This window comes from Peribacillus sp. NPDC097224 (assembly GCF_044761985.1).
Lineage (GTDB): Bacteria > Bacillota > Bacilli > Bacillales > DSM-1321 > Peribacillus.
Window position 1 is genome coordinate 34,376 of sequence record NZ_JBIWDK010000002.1, and the last position, 15,257, is coordinate 49,632.

Below are 15,257 nucleotides of genomic sequence, written 5' to 3' on the forward strand. Positions count from 1 at the left end.
ATTTGAAAATGGCCGCTATATTGGGAGTGACTGTCTTACTCTTCCTCCTTTTTCTTTTCAACTATCCTAAAATCGACCGCTCCCATAAAAGAGAGAAAAAAACGGTGGTCCTTTTACTGGCCATCGGATGGGTTCTGGCAATCCTTCTCATACTCTTTCCGGAAATGCCGGGACCTACACAAATATTCAACATCCTGTTTGGTCCACTAAAAAAGCTATTATAACGAAAAAGAGGGAGCCTAGGCCCCCTCTTTCTTCATTTATTATTCAGCGTCAAAAACTTCTACTTTCTCCATTTTGTCGCCATTTTTCATTGCTTTAGCCGTTTCTAGACCTGATGTTACTTTACCGAATACAGTATGAACACCGTTTAGATGCGGTTGTGGTTCATGAACGATAAAGAATTGGCTTGAGCCCGTATCTTTTCCGGCATGCGCCATGGACAAGCTGCCTGCTTCATGCTTGTGCGGGTTTCCAGCTGTTTCACATTTGATCTGTGTGCCGCTTCCGCCTGCACCTGTACCTGTTGGATCTCCGCCTTGGCTTACGAAGCCAGGGATGACACGGTGAAAGACTACACCATTGTAAAAGCCTGTGTTTGCCAGGTTCTCAAAGTTAGCCACTGTGTTTGGTGCTTCATTAGGGAAAAGATCAAATTCGATTTTCTCTCCGTTTTCCATCAATATGTATCCTTTTTTAGCCATTATAAAACATCTCCTTTAAAATGAACTGAATCAGTCTTAATAGTACCATTTTTAGCAAGAGAAAGAAAAGAAAGCGCTGTGTTTTCAGATTCAATTATTATACAGCGTGCGTTTCTTCTCTTATAATAGGGAATATTCACTAAAAAAGGAGGAAAAAACAATGACCCAACAATTTGATGCCTTATTCGTAAACAAACAAGAAGATGACTTTTCCTTAACCATTCAGCAACTTTCACTCAGCGATCTTCCAGAAGGTGAAGTGCTCATCCGCGTGCATTATTCTGGCGTGAACTATAAAGACAGCCTAGCGACGATCCCTAACGGAAACATCGTTGGCCGCTATCCGATTGTCCCTGGCATCGATTTGGCAGGTGTTGTCGTTTCATCTAAGGATTCCCGTTTCAAAGAAGGAGACGAAGTGATTGCCACCTCCTACGAGATTGGCGTTTCACACTTCGGGGGCTACAGTGAGTTCGCCCGTATTCCAGCAGAGTGGGTTGTCCCGCTCCCTGAAGGCCTAACATTGAAAGAAGCCATGGTTATCGGAACTGCCGGTTTCACCGCTGCACTTTCCATCATGCGTCTAGAAGAAAATGGACTCAAGCAAGAGGACGGAAATGTTCTCGTCACAGGAGCCACTGGAGGCGTCGGCAGTTTTGCCGTCTCGATTCTTTCCAAGCTCGGCTATTCGGTAGAAGCGAGCACCGGGAAAAAATCAGAACACGCGTACATAAAGGAACTGGGTGCTACGAAGATTTTATCCCGTGAAGATGTCTATGATGGCACGCTTCGTCCACTTGGCAAGCAAAAATGGATTGGTGCCGTTGACCCGGTCGGTGGAGAAACATTGGCCTCTGTCCTGAGCCAAGTTAAATATGGTGGATCGGTGGCGGTCAGTGGATTAACCGGAGGGACAAACCTGCCTTCGACTGTCTTCCCATTCATTTTGAGAGGCGTCAGCTTGCTTGGCATCGATTCAGTGAATTGCCCTATGGATACGAGGCTGAAAGTTTGGAAACGCCTAGCAACCGACTTTAAGTTGGATCATGTAGAACAGCTCATTCAACAGGAAATTTCCTTGCAGGAACTTCCCGATGTCCTGCCTACCTTACTGAAAGGTCAAGCAAGGGGACGGACAATCGTCAAATTATAAAAAACAAAAGGTGACGTTAGCTCTGGCTCTCGTCACCTTTTAATGTGCCTTTGAATAGGGAGGATGATATCGACGGTGGTTCCTTTGCCGACCTCGCTACTAAATTTAATTTGCCCTTGATGCTCATGAATGATTTTTGTACTCACCATTAGCCCCAGGCCGGTCCCTTTTTCCGTTGTGCTATAAAAAGGCTCACCTAAATGCTTCATTCGTTCCTCTGTCATCCCACTACCCGAATCAATGAAGCGGATGACCAGGTTCCCTGGATCATATTCATCCAACTGGATATGAAGTTTCCCGCCATTTTCCATGGCTTCAATTGCATTATTCACTACATTAGTAAACACTTGCTTTAATAGATTAGGTTCACCAAATACTGTTGAATCGTCGACTTTAGTTTCCATCGTTATTTCGACATCGTTCAGATTCGCCTGAAGCTTGGCCAACGTTATGACACTATCTAAAATGGCAGGTATCCGGGTATGTTCACATGTTTGCAATTGGGGATTGGCAAGACATAAAAACTCTTTAGCCAACCGTTCGATCTTGTCCACTTCCTTCACTGACAGGTCAAGGTATTCCTGCTTGTCAGGCGTTTCACCCATTAATTGCAAAAATCCCTTGATGGCAGTTAGTGGATTCCTTATCTCATGGGCAATGCCCGCCGCCATCTGACCGACCGCAGAAAGCATATTCGTCTTGCATAATAATTCTTCTGTCTTCTTACGTTCGGTAATATCTCTACAGAAAACCTGGATGGCTGGTCGTCCCTTATAAATAATCGGAAGGGCGATGGTTTCACCATAAAATACTTCACCATTAAAGCGCCTGAACTTTTGCTCCAGTAACTCGACCGTCTTCCCCTCATCTCTCATCACTTCTATTCGCTTGCCGACCGTGTCTTGAGAATCGGGATGCACGAACTGAAAAACGGACTTCCCCATAATTTCTTCCACAGACAAGCCCAGCATTCTGGCACCTTCGGGATTCATATACTCAATGATTCCATTACGATGCACAAAGATTGCTTCAGGTGACACCTCGATCAGGTTGCGATACCGTTCTTCGCTCTCCCTCAACGCTATTTCAGCCAACTTTTGATTCGTAATGTCCCTGTATACGAACGCCAATGCCGTCGGTTCATCTTCGTTATTCCTGATCGTAAAAAGGGTGATGCTCACATCAATTAGCTGGCCATCTTTTCTTTGTCTGACCGTTTCGAACCCCTTCTCTTGTTCCCCCGACTTGACCCTATTATGCAACTCGTCAACAGATTCCTTCAGGAAATCGGGGATGATCGGAAAAGGCTTACCAAATACCTCGTCATTCATCCAGCCAAAAAACTCCTCAAAGGCAGCATTAACTTGTAGGGTTTTACCATCTAGATCAACGATGGAAATGGCATCCGCACTTTGTTCCATGAAAGATTGAAGCTGCTTTGTGATATCATCTACTTTTTCTTCCACTTGCCCTTGTCTATCATTAATTAGCTTTTTCAACAGATTTATTCCTTTCCAATTCCGAAAATTCACTTACTCAATTTTACAGTAACAGTAAATCATTTACCAGTATTTTATAGTAGTTTTCACTATCAATGTAGTGAAAACCCAATAAAAAGAAGCTAAATCAGTCATGCAGATTTAGCTCTTCTCTTTAAATGTATTATATTTACATTCTCCAACTATCGGTTCATAGAAGCATGTAACTTATTAAGATTGGATAGCATGTAACCACTATCATGGTATACGCACAATAATTTAACACGATATACATAAGAAAAGACGACACGTAGATGTGCCGTCTTTTCTAGTCATCAATCTTGTGGATCAAAAGCCGCTTCGAAAGCAGATGATACCTTTTCGAACTCCTCGTCCGTTTCGATATCATTTAACTCTCCTTCGCCTTCAACTCTGAAAAAGAAAATATCGATATCTTCCTCTGTGTCTTCTTCAATGTCTTCTAGCAAACCTACAGCTACATATTCCGTTCCTTCAACATCCAATGTTCCCAGAACTTCAACCTCGTGCTCTTGATCACTGTCGTCAGTAAGGGTAAACACTTCACCTTCGCGAATACTTCCCATCATAATCTCTCCTCTCAAGTCCATTTAAAATGGGTTTGTTTCCATAGTATATCTACTATTCCATACAGAAACAAATTTTTGCTTTAAAAAAGGGCAATTCTTTTCCTTTTCAATAGATAATCCATTAAAGTGGAAAAAAAACCCTATGAATTTTCGAACGAAATATAGAATACTCACCAATATAAAGTATAAAACGGAAGGAGGTAAGTGAATGTGTGACCAAACCGACTTGTTAAATACCATCAACCGTTTTTTAAATGGAGAGACACAAGCATACAATGACTTATATGAAAGGACCATCCAAACCGTCTATAAAAACGTCCATTTTCTTATAGATGAAAAATCAGAAGTAGACGATGTTGTTCAGGATGTCTACATACAGATTTATAAGTCTCTTCGTAAATATGATCGTGAGAGACCTTTTAAACCATGGTTGACGGGAATTGTCGTCAAAACAATTCAGACATACCGACGGAAAAGGTGGATGCGTCTTCGGATTTCCAAGAAAGCAGAAGAAACAAAGCAAGTCGCAATACCCGATTTTTCCAATGATATCGTAGAAAAAATCTCCAATCGGCATCTCGTAGATTTGGTGAACCAGTTGCCCTACAAGCTCAAACAGGTCGTGATTCTCCGGTACTTAAATGATTATTCTCAAGAAGAAGTGGCCCGAATATTAGATATCCCAATCGGGACCGTAAAATCACGAATCCATGCTTCTTTAAAAAAATTGAATGCTCACGGGAAAGAGAGCCTTTTATCCTTAGAGAAAGTGAGGAATGTATAATGAAGAACTTTCAGTCTCAATTAAGGGAATCACTACAAGAAGAAAGTACGGGCTTGAATGCTCCTCCTGAACTAAAAGTGAAAGTAATTAATAAACTGACTACCTATCGTGGAAAAAGAAAAAAACACCTAGTTACAGGAATTCTTATTGCCTCATTATTACTCCCGACGAGCGCTTTCGCCTATCAAACCTACTTGGCAGATGAGTTGTACGGGTCTTTCGATTATCTAAAAAAGCATGTAGCCAACGCTACCATGGAGGGGTACTTCCTTTTGGACGCAAAACTATCACAAGCTAAAGGGGATTTGGGAAAAGAAGAATATGTACAATTTAAAGAAAACCTGCAAGTTTTAACCGCGGCTAAATTGGAATATGGCAATTCTAACGGGAATATAGACTACGACACGATACCTGCAAGTAAAGCTGAAGAACTGAAAATCATTTTAATGGATCTACAGCCTTATTTTGATAAACTGAACGGACAGGTATCCAGCGAGGAGCTATTATCGAGCGAGGAATATGAAACGTATATCGAAGCCCTTATGACTTATGAAAAAATCACAGTGAAGAGCGAAACCGATGCAGACGTACCTACTAACGCCGAAAGCTTACCTTCTACTCTCCAAGCAGACTTTCAAGAAGCATTAGACTTCATGGACTACGTTAACGAGAAACAATTGAACGAACAAGCCTTTTGAATACTTGATAGATAATCTGTAAAGGTTGTCTTTTTATTTTTACGCCAACCTAAGTACTATCTTTATTAAAAATCAGATAATTTAGTCTATTTTACTGTATTTTTATACCTAATCATATATAATAGTATTGCTTATTAACAACAAGAAGGAGGAATCCCCTTTGACTATGAAGAAAGTCGATCATATCGGCATCGTTGTAAGAGATCTAGAAACATCCATCTCCTTTTATCAAGAAGTGTTGGATTTAAAATTGAAAGCGCGTGTACCTCATACGAATGGTGTCATTCAGCTTGCCTTCCTTGGGTATGAGGGTTCAGATGAAACCGAAATTGAATTGATTCAAGGATATAGTGACACGTTGCCATCAGAAGCAACGATTCATCACTTTGCCATTACCGTGGATGATATCGAAGAAGAATATGCGCGGATCCAAAGCCTTGAGAATGTTGAATTGATTGATGAAGAAATCGTCACCTTGCCAAACGGCTATCGCTATTTCTACATATACGGACCAGAGAAAGAATGGATCGAGTTCTTTCAGAGATGAAAACAAAAAGCAGAGCGATCAGCTTCTGCTTTTTTAATGAGTCCATTTAATAAATAGGTATCAAGCTTCGTCTACAGGTATCCGGTAATCAGGATTGCTCTGGTTCCAACCTCCGCCTTCTTCCACGGATTGATTGATACTACTGTCCCCATCACCATCAACCCAAATTCTCTCTCCACTTTCCAATGTCCGCCAATGAGGTTCCACACCATGTTCTTGATGATTTTCTTCTATTATATATGCTCCATCTGACCCATTTTCTAGTGCAAGATCCGAACCACCCAATCCGCCTTCATTCCCATTTACATCAATAACGTCCGCCATATCCAAAATGGATACCCCCAACGCACCAACGGCGACTGTTTTCCCCACATTGCGTAATCCTTCTTTCCAACGTGTTTCGTCCCCATCCCTAAGTCCTCCGGCTACATCTCCAACATTCCCCACCGTAGCCTTAATACCTTGTCCCACTGCTTTAGCTGTATTCCCTACACCGTCACCTAGATCCTTGAACCCTTGATCCACCTTCCCATCATCTTTCGATACTAGTCCACTTCCAAGATTCCAGACTCCCTCAGCCACATTCCCTACTTGCTTACCCGTGAACTCCGTGGAATTCTTAACACCATCGCCAACCTCTTGGATGAACTTAGATCCCGTTAATTCTCCAACTCCCTTAATAATGCCGCCAGTCACACCGCCAACTAACCATCCCGCACCTTCACCGGCACTTTTTAGAAAACCCATATTAATAGCCCCCAGATCCATTTAATAGTTCAATGTCACTACTTATTGTCATTTAATAACATACCACATTTTAAAAATATGGAAACCAATCAAAAAAAAAGAACCCGATTGGCCCTTTCCTTTAGAATGCATATTGGTATAACCCGTAATATAACGGTCCGAGGGTAATGAGTAATGTGACTCCAATGAGGATACTTTTCGCACGTCCTGAAATATCCTCCATTGCTGCTTCTCCATCATCATGCTTTCCGATATAACTGAAAAGTACATCCCACAGCAAACCACCTACAAACACGAATTTCCATATAAGAGGCGTGAGTATGGCTGTATTCGTCACAAATCCAAATAGTCCGATCCACGTAATAACTGAAATGATGAAATCCACTATTAAAGAGGGGGTACGAAGGCCTTTAAGCAAAAAAGCAATCGCCACCGTTCCTAAAATCCCTAAATAAATCGTCCAAAAAATATGCATATTCCATCCTTCTTCCGGTAAGATTCTTCAATTATATGAAGTATCGGATGAAAAGGGAATACAATAATGACATTCTCTTAATCTAGTACATATATCCTGTAAAACTATTTTATTTTTTAGATTAACCTGGTAAAATTTTCGAATGATGATAAAGGTTATGAGCGAAGAACATGCAAGTTTCCGCAGGAACGACCGTGAAAGGAACTCAAACAGATTATCGGAGGTTTGAATAGGAGAGTATCAAATGCTAGAAGAAGGTGATTCCGGCTGTAAATGCCCAGTGATCACCTTTTTCATTCTATCTTAGATTACCAGCTTGCCTTTTTGATGCCCGCGATTTGCCCAATATGTGCAAGATCACGGAAAACGATCCTGGACATGTTGAATTTCCGCATATATCCACGTGGTCTTCCCGTAACTCCACACCGATTGTGAATACGTGTTGGCGAAGCATCCCTTGGGAGCTTGGCCAATGCTGCATAATCTCCTTTCACTTTAAGTTCCTGTCGAACCTCTGCATACTTTTCTACTGTTTCCAGCTGTTTTTTTGCCTTTGCTATCTTTGACTTTTTTGCCACCTTAGTTATCTCTCCTTCTATAATAGTGTTTATATTGTACCCGGATTACTTTGTTTCACGGTGAAGCGTGTGTTTCTTTAAGCGCGGGCAGTACTTTTTCAATTCGATTCGATCAGGATGGTTTCGCTTATTTTTCGTCGTTATATAATTCCGGTCTCCCGTCTCTGTACATGCCAAGGTAATGTTTACTCTCATGTTTGTTCCCTCCTAAATGTTTTATAAATTTCATTAATCGTCATGATTACGGTTTATGATGTGTACCTCTATATATTAAAACGTAATCATTACTATTTGCAAGTTTTTTCGTAAGCTTTTTCGATTTTCCCCTTGTTCCCTACTCAACATCAAATATCTCCGTAATGAAAAAGCAGGCTTCCCGACCATGTCAGGAAGCCTGCTTTTTTCTAAAAATACATTTTTAAATCTGGAATTTACGAACCACTTGCTTTAGCTCATCTGCCATAGAGGTCAATGAATGCACGGATGAATTGATTTCTTCCATCGATGCCAGTTGTTCTTCCGTTGAAGCCGCCACTTCTTCTGAATTGGCCGCATTTTCCTGTGCGTGTGCCGTTAATTTATTCGACGTTTCCGATACTTCATCTACACTGACTGAAATTTGTTGAATGGAAGCCGTGATTTCCTCGATTTTCGGAGTAATGTCTCTCGTACTTTGAAGGATCTGGGCGAATTTATTCGATGTTTCCACTGAAACCTTCACGCCCTGTTCCGCATTATCCATCACGTCTTTCATGATCGTAACAGAATTCCTTGTGTCGTCTTGCATTCCCATGATTAAATCCGTGATCAACTTGGTAGAGTTCTGAGATTGTTCAGCCAGTTTCTTCACTTCATCGGCCACCACGGCGAATCCCTTACCATGTTCGCCCGCCCTTGCCGCTTCGATTGCTGCATTTAATGCCAATAGATTCGTCTGTCCGGCAATGCCCGTAATTACATCGATAATATTCCCGATTTGATTAGAACGTTCCGATAAAGAATCGATAACCTGATTCGATTGGTTAACCGATTCATGGATGAATCTCATTTGCTTCAAGTTCTCCTCGACATAGTGGCTGCCCTCTTCTGCCTGTTTCTCGGTTTCTTTTGAAAGCTCTGACATGCTAGCCGTACTGTCGGTAATCCGTTCCACACCCTGGCTCACTTCATTCAGTGAACCGAGACTAATTTCCAGTTGCCTTGTTGAACTTTCAGAAGCCCCGGAGATTTCCTGTATCGAAAGAGCGATTGTTTCTGCTGCCAACTTCGATTGTTCAGAACTGACACTTAATTGCTCAGCCGATAATGTAACTTTATTCGTATTGGAGGAGATGGCCGTAATCGTATGATGCAGATTTTGGGTCATCTTTTCAAAAGATTGATTTAACACATAAACCTCATCGCGGGTTCTTACCTCGATTTTTTCTATATTCAAATCTCCTTCAGCGACCCGGTTAGCCATTTTACTCAACTTCTCGATTGGTTTGGAAATAACGCTTGAAATCAATAATCCATCAGCCATCGCAAGCACGAAAGCTATCAGGCTTAGAATGATAATCTTCTTAGTTGCCGACTTAGATTTATCCTGAACCTCTTTCACCTTTTGCACCATGATGTCGTCTTTGATCCATGTATAGAATGAATTCGTTTGCTCAACCATTTTGGTACTGATGGGAACCACATTATCCCGGGCTAGGGACTTGGCTTTTTCAGGATCGGCTCGTACCGCTTCTACAGATTTACGACTCTCCTCAATCCATTCGTCATTTGATGCTTTGATTCCATCGAGCTCTTTGGTCATTTTATCTGAGTGCGACAAATCTCTCGCTTCTTTTATTAATTCATTAATGTTTTCATTCGATTCATACATCTTCTCTTTCATATCAGGTGTTTCATATAATAGATATCCTCTTAAATACGTTACCTGACGTGCTGCATCCGTCTGGATACTTTGAGTGATTGATTGAACCTCGGAGATATTATCAAGAATATAATCATACTTCTTGTTCATATCTTTCATACTGTGATAAGAAATGAAAGCTGAAACTCCAAAAATGATGGAGACAAGAAAAAAGCTTAGTAGTAACTTATTCTTTATGGATAATTTCATTCTTTTTTACCCCTCTATTTCTTTTGTAATGGTCACGCTTATCTATCCCTTTTCATATAAAAAGCCCACAATTAAAGTGGACGGTAAATATGTTCCCAAGGAGTAATAGTTTCCTTTTCTTTTATCGGTTAAGAAAAGGAAAAATTAAATGGAACATGGTGGTAAAATAAATATTATTTGTTAAACACTATCATTTAAGAGGGCAGGGGAATACATGTTATTAAGAAACGCAACATATTTGAATGAAGAGTATGCCATTTCAAGGGGAAATCTGTTAATACATGAAGGGAAAATCGTCACAAATCCTTCTCTCTCTGAAGGGAATGCTTCTGTCGAAGAAATGGATTGTGAAGGATATATACTAATACCTGGATTATACAATGCTCATTTTCATGGTTATTCATTAACTGCCCAAGGACTTCAAAGGGATATGAAAATTGAAGAGTGGTGTAATGACAGCAAACAAGGACACCTTCAATCCGGATATTTTGAGAAAATCGATGCACTGACCAGAAGGGAATATGAAACGATTTGTATGAAGGCTTACGCAGATATGGTGAAGAAAGGAATCACGTTCGTCAGTGAATCAGAGCCAAGTAATTGGCCGGATGCGATTGCCGAAACCATCAACCGCATTGGAATGAAAGGTTTTGTCGATACCTATGAGAAGATTCCGGAATATCACGATCTGCAAAGTGGGCAGGTCAACTTTGGTACGCATTTGCTAGAAGAAGAGGATATCACGGATGAAACCCTTGCTCTCTGTGTTTCTAGTAAAAAGGACTTTGATTCCCTCTATACCACGCATGGGATGGAAAACCAATGGAGAAGGGACCTGATTTATTCTCAATACGGAAAGTCATCCATCGAGTTATATAAAGAGCAAGGGCTACTCGATAACAAGACGATTTTTTTCCATGGCGTTCACTTGAATGAAATAGATATCGATTTACTAGCTGAGGCAGGTTCCTCTGTCGTCCATTGTCCCGTCTCGAACCTAAGCACTGGAGCAGGTATAGCCCCCGTATCCAGCATGCTTGAAAAAGGGGTGAATGTTTGCATGGGATCTGATTATGCCAGTACCGATTTATGGGAAAATATGAAAATCGCCTATTATCTACTAAAAGCGATGTCCCCGACACATCCGTTCACAGCGGAGAACATCTGGCAAATGGCAACGCAAAATGGCGCGTCCGCCTATCATCAGAACATGAGTGGAAGAATCAAGGATGGATTTCATGCAGATCTTGTCTTCATAAAAAAGAACCCCCTTATTCCAGAGGTCGATACAGACGAGTTTTCCACGACCGTGCATAATCTTTTACTTGAAACGAGCGAACCATCCATTCATCATGTAATGGTCAACGGGGAATGGATCATGTTCAATCGCACCCTTACACACGTGGATGAGGAAGAAATGAACCGGGCATATAAAAAAATCCTGACGAAAGTCTATCATCAGGTTGTTGAATAGGTTTCAATGACACAGGGGCTGTCCCAAAAGGTGTAATTACCCCGTAATTGAATAAATAGTAAAAGGCAGAAACGTTGATTTAACAACATTTCTGCCTCTTTGTTTTTGCGGAATTCAATGGAATAAGGACTTATTAGACAGCCCCTTGTCTCATGATTTAAACGGCCCGCTTCTCCTCGGGTTGACCTTCTCCGGCCATGCTATAATGTGCATGTTTTTCCTGAACGAAAGCAATGGCGATCGCTCCTACTACCGCAGCGATTGCAATCAAGGAAAAGTTCATTTGAGCTGGCAGGTTCATCGTTAAGAGGATGCCTACAAAAGTTGGTGCAAAAATACCACCTAGGCGACCGAACGCCATCGATGCCCCCACGCCACTGGAGCGCATGGAAGGTGGGTAATATTGTGATACCATCGCGTTGCTTATATTCTGCACCCCGACCGACGATGCACCGATGAAACCAATCAATATATAGGCAAGCACCGCATTTTGTGTAAGACCGATGCTTGCAAGGGCAATGGCTCCACATACATACAGGGGAATCATGACTTTTTTGAAACCTAGTTTATCCGTAAGCGGACCGAACGCAATCGTTCCGACGATCGCACCGACATTCATCATCGCAACAAATAGCAAACTAGAACTTAAACTATACCCTGCCTGGATCATCAATTTCGGCAACCACGTGTTCATCGAATATATCAGGACAAAGCAGCTGAAACAGGAAATCCAAAACATGATTGTACTCAACCCTCGTTTTTTCTCAAATAATTTCACAATGGTTGAACCTTGTTCAGGTGCTTCCGTTCTTTCGAGTCTTGTCTCCCCATTCAAACTTAACTCTGGATTGACTTTCTTAAGAATCTGCTTTACTTCCTCGTTTTTCCCTTTTTCCAATAGGAAGACCGCCGACTCTGGAATCGCTTTAGCTATAAAGGGTAGGATCAATAGCGGCAAACCCGCAATCCAGAAAATCGGCCTCCATCCAAATTCCGGGAGTATGGCACGGCTGGCTAGGGCGGCTGCAATCGCTCCGACCGAATACCCACAGAATACAAAGGAAATCATCGCACTCCGAATCTTTTTCGGTGCGTACTCCGTTGTCAGGGCAATCACGTTCGGCATCACGCCTCCCAGTCCGATTCCTGAAATGACACGAAAAACGGTGAACAAGACTGGTCCACCAGCCACCCCGGATAAAGCAGTAAAAAGACTGAAGAGAGCCGTACAAAATAAGATGATTTTCTTACGTCCGACCTTATCGGCCAAGTAGCCAAAAAAGACCGCTCCGACAACCGTACCCATTACCGTATAACTGCCGATTGCTCCCGCTGTCACCGATGATATGGACCACTCCTCAATCAATGAAGGAACGATTGAACCATAGATGACCACATCATAACCGTCGACCAGGATAATGAAAAAACCCCAAAAAATTAATAGTAAATGAAACAGGTTAAAACGACTTTTATCTATCGTTTCACCAGCATGGACTGTCCTCAATCCTACACCTTCTTCCCTCTATTTAGTACGTTGAAGCACAAAAGCAAAAGAACAGACAGATGCGTATGACACGCACCTTTAATCAATTAGTATCAAAGTCGACCACAATTAAATCTTCAAGTCCAATCTCTTCTAAATAGGCAAGAATCGCTTGATGGGATGGATGCGGCAAGTATGCTTCAAGTGCCGTCCTGTCCTCAAATCTGGCAGTCATGCCTATCTCGTACCCTTGACTGCGCCCCGCAAAATTCCTTCCTTGCTGGATATCCAGTAAACCTGGTATAACATCTTTTAGAGCCAGAGTCCTAGAAATCAATTCATCCACTTGATCATCTGTTACATCATCACTTAACTTAACCAAAACAATATGTTCAACCATTCTGCTCACCCTTATCTGCTATTTAAAACATGACGGTCAAAACCGGCAATTTGTTTATATTTATTAGCAATATCCTCTAGTTCCTGTTGTGATATGACATCATGTAAATGATCGAATCCCTCTGGAGCCCGGTCCTCGACAATCTGCATGACCTCTTCCGGTCCATTCTGACGATTGGCCAGCACGATGGCCGCCGTCTTCTCAAGACGTGATTCTTCATAAGCACATAAAGCCGCTTCTGCATGTACTCCACTTAAAATGGCTTCCCCTAACGCATCCGCATCCAGTATCGCCTGGGAAGCTCCATTGGAACCAATTGGGTACATCGGATGTGCGGCATCACCAAGCAACGTGATTCTGCCAAAGGACCAGCGTGGAAGAGGATCGCGATCGACCATTGGGAATTCGAAAACGGACTCCGTTTCCTCTATTAATTTAGGTACATTCAACCATCCAAAATCCCAATCGGCGAAAGCTGGTGCAAAGACTTCCTTCTCTACTTTCCGATTCCAATCACTTCGGGAAGGCGCATCCCCTTCAATCGTCAACTCCGCAATCCAGTTCATAAGCGAACGACCACTCTCTGCCAAAGGATCGACAGGATAAGCAACGAATTTCTGGTCTTGATAGCCAGCCATGATCATTGTCTTCTCGGTTAAAAAAGATGACGATTCTGTGATGCCACGCCATAAAATCCGGCCGCTGAACTTAGGGTCACCTTCATTCGGATAATAGAATTTTCGAACTGTGGAATGGATGCCATCTGCTGCAATCATGATGTCTGCTTTATATGCCCCTAGATTTTCCCCTGTTTTTTTATTCACAAATTGAGCTTCCACGTAATCATCGAACAGTTGGAATGAAGATAGATGGTGACCGGTTATGACCGAGTCTTCCCCCAACTCTTCCTTGACCGCTTTTAGTAGCAGCAGCAGCAGACTTCCACGATGGATGGAATATTGCGGCCACCGATATCCTGCATTCAGCCCCCTCGGTTCCTGCCAAATTTGTTGACCGTATTTATTGAAAAAACTCAACTCGGCCGTAGGCAGTCCAATCTTCTGAAGTTCTTCCCCTAATCCAAGCTCCGTAAGGACCCGTACAGCATGGGGAAGAAGATTGATGCCCACTCCCAATGCTTTTATCGTTTGTACACTTTCAAAGACTTGCACTGACACACCAACGCGGTGAAGTTTAAGGGCAGTAACAAGCCCGCCGATGCCCCCACCAGCAATAATTGCCGTATTCACTTTTGACACAGAAACCCCTCCAAATGACCTGATAAGTTATTCAAATATTTTAATTATTCTAATTATGTCACAAAACTCCAGTTTAGCAATATAAATTCTGGGATTATGCAATAAAATTTCATAGGATCATAAGGAAGTCTTACCTGTAATTCTGCTTTTACGCATAAAAAAGCTGATTGCGCATGCAATCAGCTTTCCTATTATTTATAAAATACTTTATCAATGTTGTATTTAGCATGAAGTGTATTGATGATGTACGTTTCATAGATTTCACGTTCCATCGCATCTTCTACGATGATAACCTCAATTTTTTTCACTTCATTACGATGTTCTTTAATCGGTGAAACATTATCCTCGAAATGCTTTTTGACTCTTTGTCTTAATTTACGTGCCTTTCCGACAAAGATCAACTCGTCCTTCTCATTATAAAACATGATGATGCCGCCCTTATCACGGGGAATCAAATGGAAATCAATGAATCCGAAGATTTCCGGGATGATGGCTTCATCGCCCTCAATCACTTGTTTTCTTTGTTTAATGCTGATATCCGCTGCTGGGATTTTAATATTAATCATCAAAAGTCACGTCCTCTATTTGTATATGTATGTGAGTGCTGGAAATAGTCATATTGATAAATCACACTATGTTCTAGTGGAATATAATGGGCTTGTTCAAGCTCTTTCCAACACTTGCTCTACCATGTCCTTAAAAGTAGATGGTATCATAATTTTGGCGGAAAAGCCATGGCATGAACATAGCGGTTCAGTA

At 41.8% G+C, this 15,257-nt stretch carries 18 protein-coding genes; 6 read left to right on the top strand and 12 right to left on the bottom strand.

The features are described 5' to 3' along the window. Positions 1–8 precede the first annotated feature (8 nt). Entirely contained in the window at positions 9–224 is a 216-nt protein-coding gene (locus ACIQXR_RS03700; RefSeq protein ID WP_402871350.1) for a hypothetical protein, read from the top strand. A 39-nt stretch (positions 225–263) separates the two neighbouring features. Here the strand turns inward: ACIQXR_RS03700 and ACIQXR_RS03705 are convergent, their stop codons facing one another. Continuing rightward, positions 264–704 (bottom strand): peptidylprolyl isomerase, encoded by a 441-nt coding sequence (locus ACIQXR_RS03705; RefSeq protein WP_251540275.1) that lies wholly within the window; start codon positions 702–704, stop codon positions 264–266. 160 nt (positions 705–864) lie between these two features. On the opposite strand from ACIQXR_RS03705, the gene ACIQXR_RS03710 reads away from it, so the two are divergent. Then, on the top strand, positions 865–1,857 hold the full coding sequence (locus ACIQXR_RS03710) for an NADPH:quinone oxidoreductase family protein (protein WP_402871253.1): 993 nt from the start codon (positions 865–867) through the stop codon (positions 1,855–1,857). A gap of 32 nt (positions 1,858–1,889) precedes the next feature. Here the strand turns inward: ACIQXR_RS03710 and ACIQXR_RS03715 are convergent, their stop codons facing one another. Further along, positions 1,890–3,356 carry a PAS domain-containing sensor histidine kinase gene (locus tag ACIQXR_RS03715; protein ID WP_402871251.1) on the bottom strand — a complete coding sequence of 489 codons (1,467 nt, stop codon included), beginning with the start codon at positions 3,354–3,356 and terminating at the stop codon, positions 1,890–1,892. A 314-nt stretch (positions 3,357–3,670) separates the two neighbouring features. Continuing rightward, positions 3,671–3,940, bottom strand: coding sequence for a DUF1292 domain-containing protein (locus ACIQXR_RS03720; protein WP_402871248.1), 270 nt, complete (start codon positions 3,938–3,940; stop codon positions 3,671–3,673). A 211-nt stretch (positions 3,941–4,151) separates the two neighbouring features. On the opposite strand from ACIQXR_RS03720, the gene ACIQXR_RS03725 reads away from it, so the two are divergent. The 3 genes from ACIQXR_RS03725 (at position 4,152) to ACIQXR_RS03735 (ending at position 5,972) form a co-directional block, all read left to right on the top strand. Beyond that, the gene (locus ACIQXR_RS03725) at positions 4,152–4,727 is read left to right on the top strand and encodes a sigma-70 family RNA polymerase sigma factor (RefSeq protein ID WP_402871246.1); all 576 of its coding nucleotides are present in this window, start codon (positions 4,152–4,154) and stop codon (positions 4,725–4,727) included. After that, entirely contained in the window at positions 4,727–5,425 is a 699-nt protein-coding gene (locus tag ACIQXR_RS03730) for a DUF3600 domain-containing protein (protein ID WP_402871244.1), read from the top strand. Before ACIQXR_RS03725 ends, ACIQXR_RS03730 begins: the two co-directional genes overlap by 1 nt. Before the next feature lie 166 nt (positions 5,426–5,591). Further along, positions 5,592–5,972 carry a VOC family protein gene (locus ACIQXR_RS03735; RefSeq protein WP_402871348.1) on the top strand — a complete coding sequence of 127 codons (381 nt, stop codon included), beginning with the start codon at positions 5,592–5,594 and terminating at the stop codon, positions 5,970–5,972. A gap of 60 nt (positions 5,973–6,032) precedes the next feature. Here ACIQXR_RS03735 and ACIQXR_RS03740 read toward each other — a convergent pair whose 3' ends face one another. The 5 genes from ACIQXR_RS03740 to ACIQXR_RS03760 all read right to left on the bottom strand — a co-directional run bounded on the left by ACIQXR_RS03740 (position 6,033) and on the right by ACIQXR_RS03760 (position 9,882). After that, the gene (locus ACIQXR_RS03740) at positions 6,033–6,719 is read right to left on the bottom strand and encodes a hypothetical protein (RefSeq protein WP_402871241.1); all 687 of its coding nucleotides are present in this window, start codon (positions 6,717–6,719) and stop codon (positions 6,033–6,035) included. Positions 6,720–6,840: 121 nt separating this feature from the next. Then, positions 6,841–7,194, bottom strand: coding sequence for a hypothetical protein (locus tag ACIQXR_RS03745; protein WP_402871239.1), 354 nt, complete (start codon positions 7,192–7,194; stop codon positions 6,841–6,843). A gap of 308 nt (positions 7,195–7,502) precedes the next feature. Beyond that, on the bottom strand, positions 7,503–7,772 hold the full coding sequence (gene rpsN, locus ACIQXR_RS03750; RefSeq protein ID WP_402871237.1) for a 30S ribosomal protein S14: 270 nt from the start codon (positions 7,770–7,772) through the stop codon (positions 7,503–7,505). A gap of 45 nt (positions 7,773–7,817) precedes the next feature. Beyond that, positions 7,818–7,967 carry a 50S ribosomal protein L33 gene (gene rpmG, locus ACIQXR_RS03755; protein ID WP_402871234.1) on the bottom strand — a complete coding sequence of 50 codons (150 nt, stop codon included), beginning with the start codon at positions 7,965–7,967 and terminating at the stop codon, positions 7,818–7,820. Positions 7,968–8,190: 223 nt separating this feature from the next. Beyond that, complete coding sequence (locus tag ACIQXR_RS03760) at positions 8,191–9,882, bottom strand: methyl-accepting chemotaxis protein (protein ID WP_402871231.1); 1,692 nt, start codon at positions 9,880–9,882, stop codon at positions 8,191–8,193. A 214-nt stretch (positions 9,883–10,096) separates the two neighbouring features. On the opposite strand from ACIQXR_RS03760, the gene ACIQXR_RS03765 reads away from it, so the two are divergent. Continuing rightward, on the top strand, positions 10,097–11,356 hold the full coding sequence (locus tag ACIQXR_RS03765) for an amidohydrolase family protein (RefSeq protein ID WP_402871229.1): 1,260 nt from the start codon (positions 10,097–10,099) through the stop codon (positions 11,354–11,356). Positions 11,357–11,513: 157 nt separating this feature from the next. On the opposite strand, the gene ACIQXR_RS03770 is transcribed toward ACIQXR_RS03765, so the two are convergent. From ACIQXR_RS03770 to ACIQXR_RS03785, 4 genes are all read right to left on the bottom strand, one after another. After that, complete coding sequence (locus tag ACIQXR_RS03770) at positions 11,514–12,860, bottom strand: MFS transporter (protein ID WP_402871226.1); 1,347 nt, start codon at positions 12,858–12,860, stop codon at positions 11,514–11,516. An 82-nt stretch (positions 12,861–12,942) separates the two neighbouring features. Then, a complete protein-coding gene (locus ACIQXR_RS03775) occupies positions 12,943–13,239 on the bottom strand; it encodes a Dabb family protein (RefSeq protein WP_402871224.1) in 297 nt (98 codons plus the stop codon). Between the two features lie 11 nt (positions 13,240–13,250). Beyond that, positions 13,251–14,498, bottom strand: a complete 1,248-nt coding sequence (locus ACIQXR_RS03780; protein WP_402871221.1) for a flavin-dependent oxidoreductase — start codon at positions 14,496–14,498, stop codon at positions 13,251–13,253. A 191-nt stretch (positions 14,499–14,689) separates the two neighbouring features. Next, positions 14,690–15,064 (bottom strand): nucleotide excision repair endonuclease, encoded by a 375-nt coding sequence (locus tag ACIQXR_RS03785; protein ID WP_402871219.1) that lies wholly within the window; start codon positions 15,062–15,064, stop codon positions 14,690–14,692. Between the last annotated feature and the right edge of the window lie 193 nt (positions 15,065–15,257).